Source organism: Streptomyces sp. NPDC057616 (genome assembly GCF_042800575.1).
In the GTDB taxonomy this organism is placed as follows: domain Bacteria; phylum Actinomycetota; class Actinomycetes; order Streptomycetales; family Streptomycetaceae; genus Streptomyces.
Window position 1 is genome coordinate 57186 of record NZ_JBHVGU010000046.1, and the last position, 16052, is coordinate 73237.

Consider the following 16052-nt stretch of genomic DNA (forward strand, 5'->3'; position numbering starts at 1 on the left):
GCGGGTCGTCACTCGGCTGAGTCGAGCAGGGTCAGCAGGTCGTCGTTGTAGAAGTCGTCGATGGAGCAGGCGCCCGACAGCGTCGAGAAGTAGCGGTCGATGTGCTCCTGGTGGCCGACCAGCTTCTGCAGCATGTCGACGCGTCCTTGAGGCTTGAGCTCGGCCACGTTGAGCGCGCCCTGGTAGTGGCTGAGGGCCTCGCCGCTGAGGTTGTTCTCGTAGCGGCGCAGCGCGGCGGCCAGGGCCCGCTCGTCGTGCAGCTGCCCGCCGATGTACTCGGTGAGGGTGTGGGCCTGCACGAACGCCTCGGTGATGCCGCGGGCGGTGATGGAGTCCTTGTGGTTGACCGCGTCGCCCACCAGCACCCAGCCGGGCCCGTAGGCCTTGCGGAAGTAGTTCTCCTGGTGGCCGGTGCCATACAGCTGCTCGACCCGCTCGCCGGCCCGCATCCGCTCGTACAGCTCGGGGGCGGTGCTGCGGAAGGAGTCGAGGTAGAAGGGCTCGACGCCCTTGCGGACCTGCTGGTACTCGTCCTGCGGGAAGTAGGTCATCAGCAGCGTGAGGTCGTCGTTGGTGGGGATGACGCCGATCCACCGGCCGGGCCGCTCGTACAGCTCGAAGTGCGAGGGCACGCCCGCCCAGTAGCTGTAGTAGGTGCAGCTGACCCGGGCGTGCTCGATGACGTTGGGGGCGCCGGTCTTGCGGGCCACCAGCGAGCGCATGCCGTCCGCGCCGACCACCAGGCGGGCCCGCTCGGTGGTCTCGGTGCCGCCGGGCGTGCTGTAGCGCACCCCGGTGACCCGCTCGTCCTCCCACAGCAGGTCCTTGACCGCGCAGCCCTGGCGGAAGTCGACGCCGGCCTCCACGGCGCCCTCGGCCAGCAGCGGGTCCAGCACGTAGCGGCGCGGCGCGTAGGTGTGGCGCAGGCCGTCGACGGGCAGCGAGAAGCCCTCGATGCGCACCCCGGGGCCCTGGTAGCTCTGCTTGGTGATGGGCCGGCAGCCGGCGTCGCGGAGCTTGTCCAGCAGCCCCCACCGGCTCAGCAGGCCCATGCCCTGCATGTGGATGTAGTGCGAGGACAGCGTGTCCTGCGGGAAGGTCGCCTTCTCCAGCAGCAGAACCCGGTAGCCCTGCCGCGCGAACAGCATGGCGGTCGGCGAACCCGCACAACGGGCACCGATGACAATCACGTCGTACATGGCGCGCCTCTCTTACCAGATAGTTTTTTGACGCAACGCGGCTGCAGCCGGAAAAGCCCTCGGACGGGACACGCTGGCGACGCAGCGGGAAAAGCAGGAACAGCCCCTGCCGGGCGGATTGATGCCGATGCTAACCGCCCCGTTCCGCGGGCGGAAACACCATCGGCGACCGGTGCACGGCCGGCACGGACCGGGGTGGGCGGTGTCCCGCCGGCGGGACCGGCACGGCGGCCGACCGGCCCTTCCCGGAGGTCAACCGGCCTTCTGCTAGGGGGTCATGGCGGCCAGGGAGTCGATGTAGGCGGCGATGCGGGCCACCGTCGGGTGGAGGAACATCTGGTCCATGGGAACCTCGACGCCCAATTCCTCGATGAAAGCGCCCTGAATTCCGACCATGATGACGGACTGGCCGCCCAGGGCGAAGAAGTCGTCGTCGACGCCTATGTCGTCGCGGCCGAGTTCCCGGCACCAGATGGCGCGCACGATGTCGGCGGTCATCGCATTTTCCCTTTCCCTTTCGTCGGCGTCGTTCAGGTGGTTCGGGTGGTTCGGCGTGGTGCGGTCGCCACGGTCGCGGCCAGGGCGGCGCGGTCGACCTTCCCGTGCGGGCTGAGCGGAATGTGCGCCACGGTCACGAACCGGGCCGGGACCATGTTGCGCGGCAGCGACTCGAGCAGGCCGGCGCGGACCGCGTCCTCGTCCGGTGCGCCGGTGGCGGGCAGCAGGAAGGCGGTCAGCTCGCTCTCCCCGCCGGCGGTGGGGGTGACGGCCACGGCGGCCTCCCGGATGCCGGGCAGCCGGCCCAGCGCGCGTTCGATGTCACCCGGGTCGATGCGCATGCCGCGCACCTTCACCTGGGCGTCCATCCGGCCGGCCACGACGAGGTCGCCGCCTGCGTCGATCCGGCCGCGATCGCCCGTGCGGTACAGCCGCACCGGCTCGCCGTCGACGTCCAGGACGGTGAACTTGGCGTTCTCCGGGCCCGCGGCGCCCAGGTAGCCGGCGCCCACCCCGGCCCCGGCGATGCAGATCTCGCCGTCCTGGCCCGGCCCGACGGGCCGCAGCCGGGAGTCCAGGAGGTGGATGTCGGTGTTGTAGGCGGGCGTGCCGACGGGGGCGATGTCGCCGCCGGCGCGCCAGTGCCGGGAAAGGTCGTAGGAGGTGGCGACGTCGGTGCACTCGGCGACGCCGTACTGGTGCAGCAGGGTGCAGGCGTGGCCCGGGCGGCGGGCCCACTCCTCGAGGCGCTCGCTCTTGAGCGCCTCCCCGCCGAACAGGACGTAGTCCAGCCGGGCCAGCGCGTCGCCGCCGCGCGCGAGTTCCCAGTCCACCAGCACGTACAGGGTGCTGGAGGCGCAGTGCACGACGCGGATGTCGTGCTCGCGCAGGGCGCGGTAGGCCATCATCGCGTCGAAGTTGCGGCTGGCCAGCAGGTGCTGGGTGGCGCCGCAGAACAGCGGTGTCATCAGGGCGCGTTGGGACAGGTCGAAGCCGAAGGCGCTGACCACGAGGTGGTGCGAGCGGGCGTCCAGGCCGTACTCCAGGCGCAGCCAGTGCATCAGGTTGAACCAGCCGGCGTGGCGCACCGCGGTGAGTTTCGGGGTGCCGGTGGAGCCGGAGGTGAACACGGCGTAGCACAGGTCCTCGCCGCTCACGGCGACGCCGGGCGAGGTGGCCGGCAGCGCCCGCAGGTCCAGCCCGGCCAGGTCGACGACCTCGCAGGGCGCGGCCTCGACCATCGGGGCGGTCGCCGCCGAGGCGGCGATCAGCGCCAGGCCGGGGACCTGGCCCAGCAGCAGCTGCAGCCGGGCCGGCGGGTAGGCGGGGTCGAGGGGCACGTAGGCGGCGCCCGCCTTGAGCGTGCCGAGGATGGCCACCAGCAGTTCGACGGAGTAGTCCAGGCAGACGCCGACCTTCGCGCCCCGGCCGTGCCCGCGGGCGCGCAGGAAGTGCGCGAACCGGTTGGCGTGCGCGTCCAGTTCGGCGTACGTCACCTGCCGGCCGGCGTGCACCACGGCGACCGCGTCCGGGGCGGTGCGCGCGTGCGTCTCGAACTGCTGGTGGACGACGGGCGCCGGGGGCAGCGCCACCCGCTTTCCCTGAAGGATCATCAACTGGCTCCGATGTGAGGGCAGTTCGGCTCGGACGGGTCCGGCGCTCACACGCCGGGCCGGCCGGTGACGGGCTGACCGGGTGCGGGCCGGCCGGCGCCTTCCAGGACCTGGGCGACCCAGCGCTCCAGCGGCAGGCCGTGCGCGGCGGCCGCCCTGACGTGGTGCGCCAGCTGCCCGGCGGACAACTCGATGGTGAGCGTGGTCAGTTCGGCGCCGTGCTCGCCGCCCGGCGGGGCGGGCCGGGGCGGGTCCTGGACGGCGCCGGGGCCGGCCGCAGCAGGAGCGGCGGGGTCGGCGGGGTCGCTCTGCACGGCCAGGTGGGCGCGCACCGCGCGGCGCAGTTCGTTGCGCGACCACTTGTGCTGCTCGGCCTTGCGCAGCCAGTAGTCCTGCTCCGGCGGCGCCAGCCGGGTCACCTCGGCGTGGTGGGCGAAGCTGAGGCCGTCGCGGCGGCGGTGCTGCTCGAAGCGGCGGGCCACCCAGGCGTAGTTGCGCAGGGTCTGGTAGTCCAGCCCGGTGCGCTCGATGGCCTCCTTGTAGCGCCGCCACCCGTAGGTGGCCTCGCCGTAGATCAGCCAGTCCGCCAGCCACCACGCGGAGGAGTTCACCAGGCCGCGCAGGTTGGCGCCGATCTGCTCCCAGGAGCGCTCCGGCAGGTTCTGCGGGAACGTCATCCCCGACTTCTGCACCGTGGCCTGGCTGCCCACGAAGGACAGCACCACCTCGCGCTGCGCCTGCTCGCCCCCGCCGTCCGCCGGCCTCGTCGCGTACCTGCTCGCGGTCCGCACAGCCCCCGTCACAGCCCTCAACTCCCCACTCGATGTGTCGTTTCGCTCCGGACGCCGGCCGGCCGGCAGCGCGGCCGGCCGGCGCCGCACGGAGCACGTCCGCGCCGCACGGATCGCCTCCGCGCCGCACGGAGCACGTCCGCGCCGCACGGATCGCGTCCGCGCCGTGGCGGCCGTCAGTCGGCCATGGCCTCCTGCAGGCTCTTGGGCCGCAGGTCGGTCCAGTGCTGCTCGACGTACTCCAGGCACTGCGCGCGGCCGGCCTCGCCGAAGACCACCCGCCAGCCGGCGGGCACCTCGGCGAACACCGGCCACAGGGAGTGCTGCTCCTCGTCGTTGACCACCACGTAGAAGCGGCCGTCCGCGTCGTCGAAGGGGTTCGTGCTCACCTGGCACCGTCCTTGTCCGTCATGGGGTGAGTCCGGGAAATGCGCCGGAAGCCGCCGGGCGCCCCGGCGCACGGCGCACCGGGCGCACCGGGCGCCGGCCGGCGCCGCGTCCGGTCGACGGGACACGCCCGGTGTCCGGTCGACGGGACACCCGCGGTGGTGGCGGTCCCGGCGATGCCACGTCACCGTAGGAAGGCCGGCACCGGCGCTACAAGGCTCCACCGGCCGCGGCCCGCCGGGGCGCCGGGAGAGGCCGCGCGCGGCCGCCGGCCCCCTGTACCGGGCCGGTCGCGTGTGCCACGATGCCGCGCCTCGGCCGCCGCGCGACCGGCGCCTGAGGATCACTCGAAAAGCGCCGCACACCCGCCCGAGAACCACCCGAGCCGGACCGCGGCACACACCCAACTCGGCTCATCCGCAGGCGACTTGGCGCCCGGAGGCGGCTCGCTGCGCAAGCTACCGGCGTTCGAGAAGGGTGACCTAGTCTGCCGCCGACGAACCGCACAAGTACGACATCAGCCAGGTACGGACGATTCCTCAGGGGGAACGAACGATGACGACACCGACCAGACGCAGGGCCCGCCTGGTGGCCCTGGCCGCGGCGGCGCTGACGGCCGGCGCGCTCACCGCGCCCGCGGCGGCGGCCGGCCCCGTCCGCGCGGCGGGCGGCCACCAGGCCACGCAGGCGGCGATCGAGGCGGCCGTCGCGGCCGGGGTGCCCGGTGTCAGCGCCGAGGCCCGGGACGCGGCCGGGGTGTGGCGGACGACGGCGGGCGTGGGCGATCGCACCACCGGCGCGCCGCGCAGCCCGGAGGACCGCTTCCGCACCGGCAGCATCACCAACACGTTCGTGGCCACGGTGCTGCTGCAGATGGAGGCGGAGCACAAGCTCAGCCTCGACGACCCGGTGGAGACGTACCTGCCGGGCGTGGTGACGGGCAGCGGCAACGACGGCCGCCGGATCACCGTGCGGCAGCTGCTGAACCACACCAGCGGCCTGTACGACTACCTCGCCGACCCGGCGTACTACGAGAAGTACACGCTGGGCGACGGCTTCCTGCAGCACCGCTACGACACCCTCACCCCCGCCCAGCGCCTGGCGGTGGCCTTCTCCCACCCGCCGATGTTCCCGCCCGGGGCCCGGCACTCCTTCTCGCACACCAACGACATCCTGTCCGCCCTGATCGTGGAGAAGGTCAGCGGCTCCTCCTACGAGGCGGAGGTGCGCCGGCGCATCCTCAACCCGCTGAAGCTGAAGGCGACGTCCAACCCCGGCACCGCCACCACCGTGCCCAGGCCCAGCAGCCGCGGCTACTCCAAGCTGTTCTACGGCACCGACCCCGACCGCATCGACGACGTCACCGACGTCAACGGCTCGCAGAACTGGGGCGACGGCGACCTCATCTCCAACGCCGGCGACCTCAACCGGTTCTACGGGGCGCTGATGGGCGGCCGGCTGCTGCCCGCCCAGCAGCTCAAGGAGCTCAAGACGACCGTGGTCAACCCCGACTTCCCGGCCTCGTCCTACGGCCTGGGCGTGGAGCTGCTGACGCTGGGCTGCAACACCAGTGTCTGGTACCACGACGGGGGCGTGGTGGGCTCGCTGACGCTGTCCGCGTTCAGCGAGGACGGCCGCCACCAGCTCACCTTCAACTACAACGGCGACTGGGAAGTGTCGCAGCTGCTCGCCACCCTGAACGCCGAGTTCTGCCCCGCCCCGTCGAACTGACGCCCCGCCGCCCCGCCGGCTGCCGCCCCGCACCGCCGGGGCCGCCCGCCGCGCCGGGCCGGGGTGCGCGGGGCCTGCCAGGACGACCTGCTTTGCCGACCAGGAGGGTTCATGACAGTGCGAGCGGCCGTGGCCGGAGCCAGCGGCTATGCGGGGGGCGAGCTCCTGCGCCTGCTTCTGGCGCACCCCGAGGTGGACATCGGCGCCCTCACCGGGCACACCAGCGCGGGGGCGCGGCTGGGCAGCCTGCAGCCGCATCTGACGGCGCTGGCCGAGCGGGAGGTGCAGGCCACCACCGCCGACGCGCTGGCCGGCCACGACGTGGTCTTCCTGGCCCTGCCGCACGGCCGTTCGGCGGCCGTGGCCCGGCAGCTGGGCGAGCACACCCTGGTCGTCGACTGCGGCGCGGACTTCCGGCTGGCCGATGCGGCCGACTGGGTCCGCTTCTACGGCTCGCCGCACGCCGGCACCTGGCCCTACGGGCTGCCCGAACTGCCCGGCGCCCGCGCGGTGTTGGCCGGTACGCGGCGCATCGCGGTGCCGGGCTGCTACCCCACCGCCGTCTCGCTGGCGCTGTTTCCCGCCTACGCGGCCGGCCTGGCCGAGCCGGAGGCGGTGGTGGTCGCCGCCTCCGGCACCTCGGGCGCGGGCCGCACCCTGCGCTCCGACCTGCTGGGCGCGGAGGTCATGGGCTCCATGCGGCCCTACGGGGTGGGCGGCGGGCACCGGCACATCCCGGAGATGGTGCAAAACCTCAGCGCGGTCGCCGGATGCCGTGTCGGTGTGTGCTTCACCCCGACGCTGGCGCCGATGCCGCGCGGCATCCTGGCCACCTGCTCCGTGCCCGCGCGGCCCGGCGCCGGCCCGCACGACGTGCGCGCCGCCTACGACAAGGCGCTGGCCGACGAGCCGTTCGTGCGGCTGCTGCCGGAGGGGCAGTGGCCCACCACCGCGGCCGTCACCGGCTCCAACGCCGTGCACATCCAGGTGGCGCTGGACCGGGCGACCGGCCGGATCGTCGCGATCAGCGCCCTCGACAACCTCACCAAGGGCACCGCGGGCGGCGCGGTGCAGAGCATGAACATCGCGCTCGGCCTGCCCGAGACCCTGGGGCTTTCCACGATCGGAGTCGCACCGTGAGCGTCACCGCAGCACGAGGCTTCACCGCGGCGGGCATCGCCGCCGGCATCAAGGACAACGGCGCCCGGGACCTGGCGCTCGTCGTCAACCACGGGCCGCGCGCGGCGGCCGCGGGCGTGTTCACCGCCAACCGGGTGCAGGCCGCGCCCGTGCAGTGGTCCCGGCAGGTCCTGGCCGGCGGCCAAGTCCGCGCCGTCGTCCTCAACTCCGGCGGCGCCAACGCCTGCACCGGCCCGCAGGGCTACCAGGACACCTGCACCACCGCCGAGCACACCGCCCGTCTGCTGGGCCACGACATGGGCGAGGTGGCCGTCTGCTCCACCGGCCTGATCGGCGTGCCGCTGCCGATGCAGCGGCTGCTGGCCGGCCTCACCCGGGCCGGCGCCGCCCTGTCCGCGCACGGCGGGCCGGACGCGGCCCGCGCCATCATGACCACCGACACCGTCCCCAAGACGGCCACCGCCGGCCGCGGCCGGTGGAGCGTGGGCGGCATGGCCAAGGGCGCCGGCATGCTCGCCCCCGGCCTGGCCACCATGCTGGCCGTGCTGACCACGGACGCGGCCGTCGAGGCCGACGTACTGCAGCGGGCGCTGCGCGCCGCCACCCGGGTCACCTTCGACCGCATCGACTCCGACGGCTGCATGTCCACCAACGACACCGTGCTGCTGCTGGCCTCCGGCGCCTGCGGCATCACCCCCGGCTACGGGGAGTTCGCCGAGGCCGTCCGCCAGGTCTGCGCCGACCTGGCCCGGCAGCTGATCGGCGACGCGGAGGGCGCGAGCAAGGACATCCGCATCGAGGTGATGGGCGCGGCCAGCGAGGACGACGCCGTCGAGGTGGGCCGCGCCGTCGCCCGCAACAACCTCCTCAAGTGCGCCCTGCACGGCGAGGACCCCAACTGGGGCCGGGTGCTGGCCGCGATCGGCACCACCCGGGCCGCCTTCGAACCCGACCGGCTCGGCGTCGCCATCAACGGCGTGTGGGTGTGCAAGAACGGCTCGGTGGGCGAGGACCGCGCCCTGGTGGACCTGACCGGCCGCGAGGTCCGCATCACCGCCGACCTGGCCGCGGGCCGTGAGAGCGCCGTGGTGTGGACCAACGACCTGACCGCCGACTACGTCCACGAGAACAGCGAGTACGCCTCATGAACGCCTCCCCGGTCCCCTCCCCCGCCCCGCCGCCCGACCGGACCGACCGGACCGACCCGGCCGGCGGGGGCGGGACGCTGCCCAAGGCGCGCGCCCTGATCGAGGCGCTGCCCTGGCTGGCGCGGATGCGCGGCAAGACCGTCGTCATCAAGTTCGGCGGCAACGCCATGGTCGACGACGACCTCAAGGCCGCCTTCGCCATGGACATCCTGTATCTGCGCCACGCCGGCCTGAACCCGGTGGTGGTGCACGGCGGCGGCCCGCAGATCAGCGCCCAACTGCGCCGCCTGGGCCTGGAGTCCCGCTTCGAGAGCGGCCTGCGGGTGACCACCGACGAGACCATGGACGTCGTGCGGATGGTGCTGGCCGGGCAGGTGCAGCGGGAACTGGTCGGGCTGCTCAACACGCACGGCCCGCACGCGGTCGGCCTGACCGGCGAGGACGCCCGCCTGCTGACCGCCGTCAAGCGCTACGCCCAAAAGGACGGCCGGCCGGTGGACATCGGCCGGGTCGGCGAGGTCGCCCACGTCGATGCGGGCATCGTCGAGGCGCTGCTGGCCGACGGCCGCATCCCCGTCATCTCCTCCATCGCCCGCCCGCACGACGCCAAGGACGCCGCCGAGGGCGGGGTGTTCAACGTCAACGCCGACACCGCGGCCGCCGCCGTGGCCGCCGCGCTCGGCGCCGAGGCCCTGCTGATCCTGACCGACGTGCCCGGCCTGTACGCGAACTGGCCGCACAGCCAGGACGTCGTGCCCCGGCTGACCGCCACCGAACTGGCCGCGCTGCTGCCCCGATTGACCGCGGGGATGATCCCCAAGATGGAGGCCTGCCTGCACGCCGTGCGGCACGGGGTGCGCACCGCCCGCGTCGTCGACGGCCGGGTGGAGCACTCCATCCTGCGGCAGCTGTTCACCGACGACCGCATCGGCACCGTGGTCGTGCCCGACGACGACGGCGGCCTGGAGGAGACGGCATGACCACCCCCGCGCACAAGCACGGCAACCACACCGGCAACCACACCGGCGGCAGCAACGGCGTGGGCGGCAATGCGGAGTTGACCCGGCGCTGGCAGGAGGTGATGACACACGCCTTCGCCACCCCCCGCCTGCCCCTGGTCCGCGGCCAAGGCACCCGGGTGTGGGACGCGGAGGGCACCGGCTACCTCGACTTCGTCGGCGGCATCGCCGTCAACGCGCTCGGCCACGCCCACCCCGCCGTCGTGCGGGCCATCACCGAGCAGGCCGCCCGACTGGGCCACGTCTCCAACCTGTTCACCGCCGAGCCCACCGTGCGCCTGGCCGAACGCCTGCTGCAGCTGTCCGGCCGCCCGGGCCGGGTGTACTTCTCCAACTCCGGCGCGGAGGCCAACGAGGCCGCCTTCAAGATCGGCCGGCTGACCGGGCGGCGGCACATGGTCGCGGCCACCGGCGGCTTCCACGGCCGCACCATGGGCGCCCTGGCCCTGACCGGGCAGCCCGCCAAGCAGCAGCCGTTTCGGCCGCTGCCGGGCGAGGTGAGCCACGTGCCCTACGGCGACGCCGGAGCGCTGCGCGCGGCGGTCACCCGGGACACCGCGCTGGTGATGCTGGAGCCGGTGCAGGGCGAGAGCGGCGTCATCGTGCCGCCGCCCGGCTACCTGCACGCCGCCCGCGAGATCACCACGGCGGCCGGCGCCCTGCTGGTGCTGGACGAGATCCAGACCGGCATCGGCCGCACCGGCCACTGGTTCGCCGCCCAGGCCGAGCACGTCGAGGCCGACGTCGTCACCCTGGCCAAGGGGCTGGGCGGCGGGCTGCCCATCGGCGCCACGCTCGCCTTCGGCCCGGCCGCCGGCCTGCTCACGCCGGGCACGCACGGCTCCACCTTCAGCGGCAACCCGGTGGTGTGCGCGGCCGCCCTGGCCGTGCTGGACACCATCGACGCCGGCCACCTCCTCGACCGGGTGCGGGCGGCGGGGCGGCGGCTGCGGCACGGGCTGGCGGTGCCGCCGCACCCGCTGGTGCGCGAGGTGCGCGGCGCCGGCCTGCTGGTGGGCGTCGCGCTGGCCGCCCCGTGCGCCGAGCGCGTGCAGCAGGCGGCCCAGGAGGCGGGGGTGCTGGTGAACGCGGTGGCCGCGGACGTCATCCGCCTCGCCCCGCCGCTGACCGTGTCCGACGCCGAGGTGGACACCTTCCTGGAACGCTTCCGCACCGCCCTGTCCACCGCCCTGTCCACCGCCCACGACCAGCAGCCGGCGGCGGTGGCCTGACCACCACCCCTGCCCCGCTCCCCCGCCCGGGCCGCCGGCGGCCCGGGCCGGCTTCTGGCGGGAAACCACCGCTCGCCCCGGGCCGGGTGTCCCGGCGGCGGGACGGCCCGCGGCCCGCCGGCCTGGCCGTAGGCGGGTGCGCCGTATGGCCGTTCGAGTGCGGCTACGGTGGTGCTCCAGAGCGCCCTGGGAGGCTTCTGGCCGGTTTGGTGGACCCTTCCATGGAGGCATGATGATGCGTCAGGCCGGTCGAACCGCAGCGCCGAACGGCGGCCCGGCAGCCGCGCTCCCGCAGCCACCGCCGCGCCCCGCGGGGACCGGGCCGCGCCGGGCGCCGGTGCTGACGACCCGGGTGGGCCTGCAGATGCCGGCCAAGATGGCCTACGACGAGTGGGAGCGGGCCGGCCGCCAGCTCGCCGACGTCCTGGACTCCTCCTCCTGGTGGCTGGGCGACTGGCTGGTCTACGGCAAGGACCACTACACCGACCGCTACCAGCGCGGCATCCGCGCCGCGGGCCTGTCGTACCAGACGCTGCGCAACTACGCGTGGGTCTCCCGGCGGTTCGACCTCACCCGGCGCCGGCCGTGCTTGAGTTTCCAGCACCACGCCGAGCTGGCCTCCCTGACGGTGCAGGAGCAGGAGCTGTGGCTGGACCGGGCCGAGCAACGGCAGTGGTCCACCAAGCAGCTGCGCACCGCGATCCGCGCCGCGCGCCGCGGCGGGCAGCAGCCGGCCGCCGCCGAGCCCAACTGCCGTCTGGAGCTGCCCGGCAGCCGTTTCCAGCGCTGGCAGCAGGCCGCGCAGCAGCTGGGCGTCGACTTCGAGCAGTGGGTGACGACCACCCTGGACCGCGCCGCCGCCGGCGCCCTGCAGGAGGACGCCGCCATCCTGCCCGAACACCCGGCGCAGACAGCACAGTTGGAGAAGCCTGAGCAGACGGCGCAGCGGCCGGAGCTGGAGGAGCGGGAGCGGGTGGCGCAGGCGGAGTTCGCCGGGCTGAGGCTCCGGCCGGCCCTGCCCACGGCCGGGCCCGCCGCGGCGCAGGACGCCCGGCCCGCGCCGGCGGCCGGGCGGGCGCTGGCCGTCGGTGCCTGAGGCCGGTGCCTGAAGGGGCCGTGGGGCCGTGGCCGGCGGGGGGTTACGGCAGGCGGTTCATCAGCGCGGCGGTCTCGCGCCGGTAGGTGCAGGCGCTGTGCTCGAAGGAGTCCTGCACCCGGGCGCGGACCTCGCCGGGCTGTTCCTGGCTGAGCTTGAACATGCCCTCGGCGCCGGTCACCGTGAACCGGAAGGCGCCCACGGCCGGCGCGATCTTGCGGAAGTACTCCAGCGAGCCGGTCATGTCCCAGCCGGTGCCGAAGCGGTCCTCGAAGGCGCGCACGGTGGCCTGCACCACGCTCAGCGTCTGCTCCATCGTCTCCAGCTTGGCCACCACGCCCCGCACGTGGACGGCGGTGAAGTTCCAGGTCGGGGCGGCCGGTGTCACCTCGTACACGGTGGGCGAGACGTAGGAGTGCGGGCCGGTGAAGGTCAGCAGCACCGTCCCGCCCGACTCCAGCGCCGCCCAGTGCGGGTTGGCCCGGTTCATGTGCCCCAGCAGGGTGGCCCCCACCAGCGGGCCCCCCGAGCCCTCCGAGCCGTCCGGGCCGTCCGGGCCGTCCGGGGCCGCCGAGGGTTCCGGGGCCTCCGGGTCGAAGATCACCGGCAGGTGGGTGGCGAACGGGCCGCTGTCGGGGCCCGCGCTGGTGACCGCGAGGGCCAGCGGATTACCACGGATCAACTCCGCCATCCACGAACTCTCCGGTGCGCGGTAGAAACTGGGCACGAACATCCGCATTCACCCTCTCGGCAAAATATGAATCGGGTACGGATCGATAATCCGGGCCGACCATACCGCCCGTCCCGTCGACGGGACACGGAATTCCGGTACCGGGTATCCGGTGCGGTCGTCAAAGCGCCTTCATGCCGTCCTCGAGTTGCTTTCCCGACACTTTCCGCAGAACACTCAACGACGGTCTGTCGAGCCACCGGTCGAGTTTTCCAGAAGCAAGCGGGAGAATTTTCTATGGACACAACGGGTAGGCCCAGCCAAGGGATCTACGACGTGGTCGGCATCGGGTTCGGCCCGTCCAACATGTCGCTCGCGATCGCCCTGGAGGAACACGAGGCGAGCTCGCCGCAGTCTCCGATCACGTCCCACTTCTTCGAGCGGCAGCCCACGTTCGGCTGGCACCGCAACATGCTGCTGCCCTCGACGACGATGCAGATCTCCTTCCTGAAGGACCTGGCGACCTTCAGGAATCCGACGTCCCGGTACGGCTTCATCTCCTATCTGCACGCCGCGGACCGGCTGGTGCAGTTCGTGAACAACCAGGACTTCTTCCCGACCCGGCAGGAATTCCACCAGTACCTGGAATGGGCTGCCGCCCACCTCGGCGACAAGGTCACCTACGGCGCCGAGGTCACCGCGATCCGGCCGGCCAGCGAGGACGGCGGCGCCGCACCCGACCTGCTGCAGATCGAGGTGCGCGGCCAGGACGGCAGCCGCAGCGTGGTCAGCACCCGCAACGTGGTCATCTCCACCGGCCTGGTGCCGCGCCTGCCGGACGGCGTGCGGGGCGACGAACGGGTCTGGCACAGCTCGCAGTTTTTGGCCCGCTTCCGGGCCAAGGACCCCGCCGAGCTGCAGAGCGTGGCGGTGGTCGGCGCCGGGCAGAGCGCGGCCGAGATCACCCGCTTCCTCTACGACTCGCTGCCGCACGCCCAGGTCAGCGCGGTCATCCCGTCCTACGGCTACTCCGTCGCCGACGACACCCCCTTCGCCAACCAGGTGTTCGACCCCAGCGCGGTCGACGAGTACTACTTCGGCACCGAGCGGGCCCGCGACTCCTTTTGGCGCTACCACCGCAACACCAACTACTCGGTGGTCGACGCGGACGTCATCCGGGCGCTGTACCAGCGCTCCTACGACGAGCAGGTGCGCGGCGGCGAGCCGCGGCTGCACTTTCGCAACCTGACCCGGGTCGCCGACGTCGACCAGAGCGGCAGCGTCACGCGGGTGGCCCTGCACTCGCTGCTGGACGACCGCACCGAGGAACTCGCCGTCGACGCGCTGGTGTTCGCCACCGGCTACGACGGTGTGGACCCCGCCCGGCTGCTCGGCGACTTCGACCGGCACTTCCTGCGCGACGCGGCCGGCCGGCACCGGGTGGAGCGCGACTACCGCCTGATCACCGCCTCCGACCTGATGTCGTGCGGGGTGTATCTGCAGGGCGGCACCGAGCACACCCACGGCCTGACGTCGTCGCTGCTGTCCAACATCGCGATCCGCAGCGGCGAGATCGCCGACTCGATCGTGCTGCGGCGCACCGGGCGAGATCTGGACGGCGCCCATCCCGTGCAGGTGGCCTCCTCGGTCGCCTGACCCCGGCGGGCCCGGCCCGCCCGGCGGATCGGCCCGATCGGCCCGCCGGGTGGGCCGGGCGGGCGCTCCCCGCGCTCCACCGCGGCACGAGCCGGCCGCGAGGAAATGCTGCTGCGGTTTTCCGGTGCGCGCGAGGACCCGCGGGAATAAACAGTTTTCCGATATCCGCCGTCCCCCCTCCACCGTCCCGTTGACAGGACGTGACATGCCGGCGCGACACTCGGGACAAACCCCCGGCCGCCTCTTTTTCCGGGCGGTGGTGAAAAGCAGCCGGTGTGGGTCATTGACGGGAATCGGTGTTCCGCCGGCCGGCGCCGGCGCGCGATGATGGGCGGCGCCGCCCGGCACGGGCCGGCGGGTCGTCGACGCCATGGCGAACCGCCCTACGCCACCGGCCGGTTCCCCCGGCCACCCCGGGACCCTGTACGCCCGCCGTGGCCGGCATCCCCCCACCCAAGGAGTCCTGCCATGAGCGCCATCCGTCCCCCCGGCGCCCGGACGACGACACCCCAGCGAAGGCGAGGGCAGTGCCCGTGACGCACACGCACGCGGCCGACAGCACGCCGCAGCCGGCCGCCCTGGGCCGCGCACTGACCCGTGCCGCCGACACCGACGGCGAGGGCGCCCGCGCCCTCGCCCATACTCTCGCCGGCTGTCTCTCGCCCCGGGCCCGGCTGATCCTGCTCGGCGCCCTGGCCGACACCGGCCGGGCCCTGCTCGCCGGCCGGGCGCAGGCCGCCGCACCGGCGGGCGTGGTGCGGGTGCGGTTCGCCGACGGGCCCGCGCTCGCCGCCGCGGCGGCCGCCGTCGCCGCCGCCGGCCCGGTGGCGGGCTGCGGCGACGCCGTCAGCGACCCGGCGGCGCTCACCCTGCAGATCCCGGCCGGCACCGGCCTCGAGAGCCTGCGGGCGCTGCTCACCCTGCTGGACGCGGCGGCCGTCCCGGCCCAGTCGCTCACCGTGCACGGCCACGAACTCGACGACGTCCTCGCCTCGTTCACCGGCCTGCCCTGACCCCTTCACGCGCCGCGCACGGGCGGCGGCCCGGGTCCTGTCGACGCGCCCGCCCTCGTCAGGGACGGCAGACGGGCGCGGACAGGGAGGTGATGGTGCACCGCCCACTCTAGGCACGCCCCCGGCCCCAAGTCCCCGGCCCTGGGCGGAACTTCCAGCTCCGCTGCAGCGGTGTTGTACCCCGCCCGGTCAGGCCAGGTCGTCGCGGACCACCCGGCGGTGCGCGGCCCGCCACACCCCGCCCGGCTCGCACACCAGCACGTCCTCCATGACGCACACATCCAGCGTGCGGCGGCCGGCCGCGGCGGGGGTGGCGTGCACCAGGGCGGAGCAGCGGGTGTGCAGCGTGCCGTCGGGGCGGGGGTGCACGTCGAGCAGGCCGACCCAGTGGGTGAGGCGCTCACCGGCCCGGCGGCGGGCGGCGGCGCCGGCCCGCACGTAGCGGGCGAGCGCGTCGCGGGCCGGCAACGGGCCGGTGAGGAAGGGCAGTTCGAGCAGGGCGTCCGCGGTGAAGGCGGCCGCCCACCGCTCGGTGTCGTGTGCGTCCAGGATCGGCATCTGCCGGGCGTAGAACTGCTGCGCCTGCGCATACAGTTCGGCGAATGTGCGGCTGTGCGGGGCGTGTGCGGCGCTGCCCACCAGCTCGACGGTCATCTGTGGCCTCCGCCCGTCGGCCCGGGGGTTCCGGGCTGGGTAGGGCCAGTGTGGGAGGACCGGCTCGAGCCCTTTTCAAAGACTCCTCAAGCGGGACGCGCGCCGGCCGGCGACCGTCCAGGTGTCGCCGCCGGCGAGGAGGGCGGCGAGGTCGCCCTTGCCGTGCTGTTCGACGGCCAGATCGAGCTGGTCGGTCATCTGGGTG

General features: G+C 73.8%; 15 protein-coding genes. 8 read left to right on the forward strand and 7 right to left on the reverse strand.

Annotated elements, in window-relative coordinates; all coding sequences use genetic code 11:
- Window positions 1–8: 8 nt before the first annotated feature.
- The 5 genes from ACFU97_RS39335 to ACFU97_RS39355 all read right to left on the reverse strand — a co-directional run bounded on the left by ACFU97_RS39335 (window position 9) and on the right by ACFU97_RS39355 (window position 4490).
- Entirely contained in the window at window positions 9–1199 is a 1191-nt protein-coding gene (locus ACFU97_RS39335; protein WP_384266267.1) for an NAD(P)/FAD-dependent oxidoreductase, read from the reverse strand.
- 267 nt (window positions 1200–1466) lie between these two features.
- Window positions 1467–1697, reverse strand: a complete 231-nt coding sequence (locus tag ACFU97_RS39340) for an acyl carrier protein (RefSeq protein ID WP_384266269.1) — start codon at window positions 1695–1697, stop codon at window positions 1467–1469.
- A gap of 32 nt (window positions 1698–1729) precedes the next feature.
- Window positions 1730–3310, reverse strand: a complete 1581-nt coding sequence (locus ACFU97_RS39345) for an amino acid adenylation domain-containing protein (RefSeq protein ID WP_384266271.1) — start codon at window positions 3308–3310, stop codon at window positions 1730–1732.
- Window positions 3311–3357: 47 nt separating this feature from the next.
- Window positions 3358–4113 (reverse strand): LmbU family transcriptional regulator, encoded by a 756-nt coding sequence (locus tag ACFU97_RS39350; RefSeq protein WP_384266274.1) that lies wholly within the window; start codon window positions 4111–4113, stop codon window positions 3358–3360.
- A gap of 164 nt (window positions 4114–4277) precedes the next feature.
- Window positions 4278–4490 carry an MbtH family protein gene (locus tag ACFU97_RS39355; RefSeq protein ID WP_384266276.1) on the reverse strand — a complete coding sequence of 71 codons (213 nt, stop codon included), beginning with the start codon at window positions 4488–4490 and terminating at the stop codon, window positions 4278–4280.
- Between the two features lie 553 nt (window positions 4491–5043).
- Between ACFU97_RS39355 and ACFU97_RS39360 the strand changes: the two genes are divergently transcribed.
- The 6 genes from ACFU97_RS39360 (at window position 5044) to ACFU97_RS39385 (ending at window position 11854) form a co-directional block, all read left to right on the forward strand.
- Entirely contained in the window at window positions 5044–6219 is a 1176-nt protein-coding gene (locus tag ACFU97_RS39360) for a serine hydrolase domain-containing protein (RefSeq protein ID WP_384266278.1), read from the forward strand.
- Window positions 6220–6330: 111 nt separating this feature from the next.
- Window positions 6331–7359 (forward strand): N-acetyl-gamma-glutamyl-phosphate reductase, encoded by a 1029-nt coding sequence (argC, locus tag ACFU97_RS39365; protein WP_384266281.1) that lies wholly within the window; start codon window positions 6331–6333, stop codon window positions 7357–7359.
- On the forward strand, window positions 7356–8507 hold the full coding sequence (argJ, locus tag ACFU97_RS39370; protein ID WP_384266284.1) for a bifunctional glutamate N-acetyltransferase/amino-acid acetyltransferase ArgJ: 1152 nt from the start codon (window positions 7356–7358) through the stop codon (window positions 8505–8507). The genes argC and argJ overlap by 4 nt, the downstream gene beginning before the upstream one ends.
- The gene (gene argB / locus ACFU97_RS39375) at window positions 8504–9487 is read left to right on the forward strand and encodes an acetylglutamate kinase (RefSeq protein WP_384266287.1); all 984 of its coding nucleotides are present in this window, start codon (window positions 8504–8506) and stop codon (window positions 9485–9487) included. The genes argJ and argB overlap by 4 nt, the downstream gene beginning before the upstream one ends.
- The gene (locus ACFU97_RS39380; protein ID WP_384266290.1) at window positions 9484–10758 is read left to right on the forward strand and encodes an acetylornithine transaminase; all 1275 of its coding nucleotides are present in this window, start codon (window positions 9484–9486) and stop codon (window positions 10756–10758) included. Before argB ends, ACFU97_RS39380 begins: the two co-directional genes overlap by 4 nt.
- A 229-nt stretch (window positions 10759–10987) precedes the next feature.
- Window positions 10988–11854 (forward strand): LmbU family transcriptional regulator, encoded by an 867-nt coding sequence (locus ACFU97_RS39385; protein ID WP_384266293.1) that lies wholly within the window; start codon window positions 10988–10990, stop codon window positions 11852–11854.
- 43 nt (window positions 11855–11897) lie between these two features.
- On the opposite strand, the gene ACFU97_RS39390 is transcribed toward ACFU97_RS39385, so the two are convergent.
- On the reverse strand, window positions 11898–12587 hold the full coding sequence (locus ACFU97_RS39390) for an FMN-binding negative transcriptional regulator (protein ID WP_384266295.1): 690 nt from the start codon (window positions 12585–12587) through the stop codon (window positions 11898–11900).
- A 234-nt stretch (window positions 12588–12821) separates the two neighbouring features.
- Between ACFU97_RS39390 and ACFU97_RS39395 the strand changes: the two genes are divergently transcribed.
- Window positions 12822–14180, forward strand: coding sequence for a lysine N(6)-hydroxylase/L-ornithine N(5)-oxygenase family protein (locus tag ACFU97_RS39395; protein WP_384266298.1), 1359 nt, complete (start codon window positions 12822–12824; stop codon window positions 14178–14180).
- A gap of 533 nt (window positions 14181–14713) precedes the next feature.
- Window positions 14714–15193, forward strand: a complete 480-nt coding sequence (locus ACFU97_RS39400) for a hypothetical protein (RefSeq protein ID WP_384266300.1) — start codon at window positions 14714–14716, stop codon at window positions 15191–15193.
- Window positions 15194–15382: 189 nt separating this feature from the next.
- Here ACFU97_RS39400 and ACFU97_RS39405 read toward each other — a convergent pair whose 3' ends face one another.
- On the reverse strand, window positions 15383–15847 hold the full coding sequence (locus tag ACFU97_RS39405; protein WP_384266302.1) for a nuclear transport factor 2 family protein: 465 nt from the start codon (window positions 15845–15847) through the stop codon (window positions 15383–15385).
- Window positions 15848–16052: the final 205 nt, after the last annotated feature.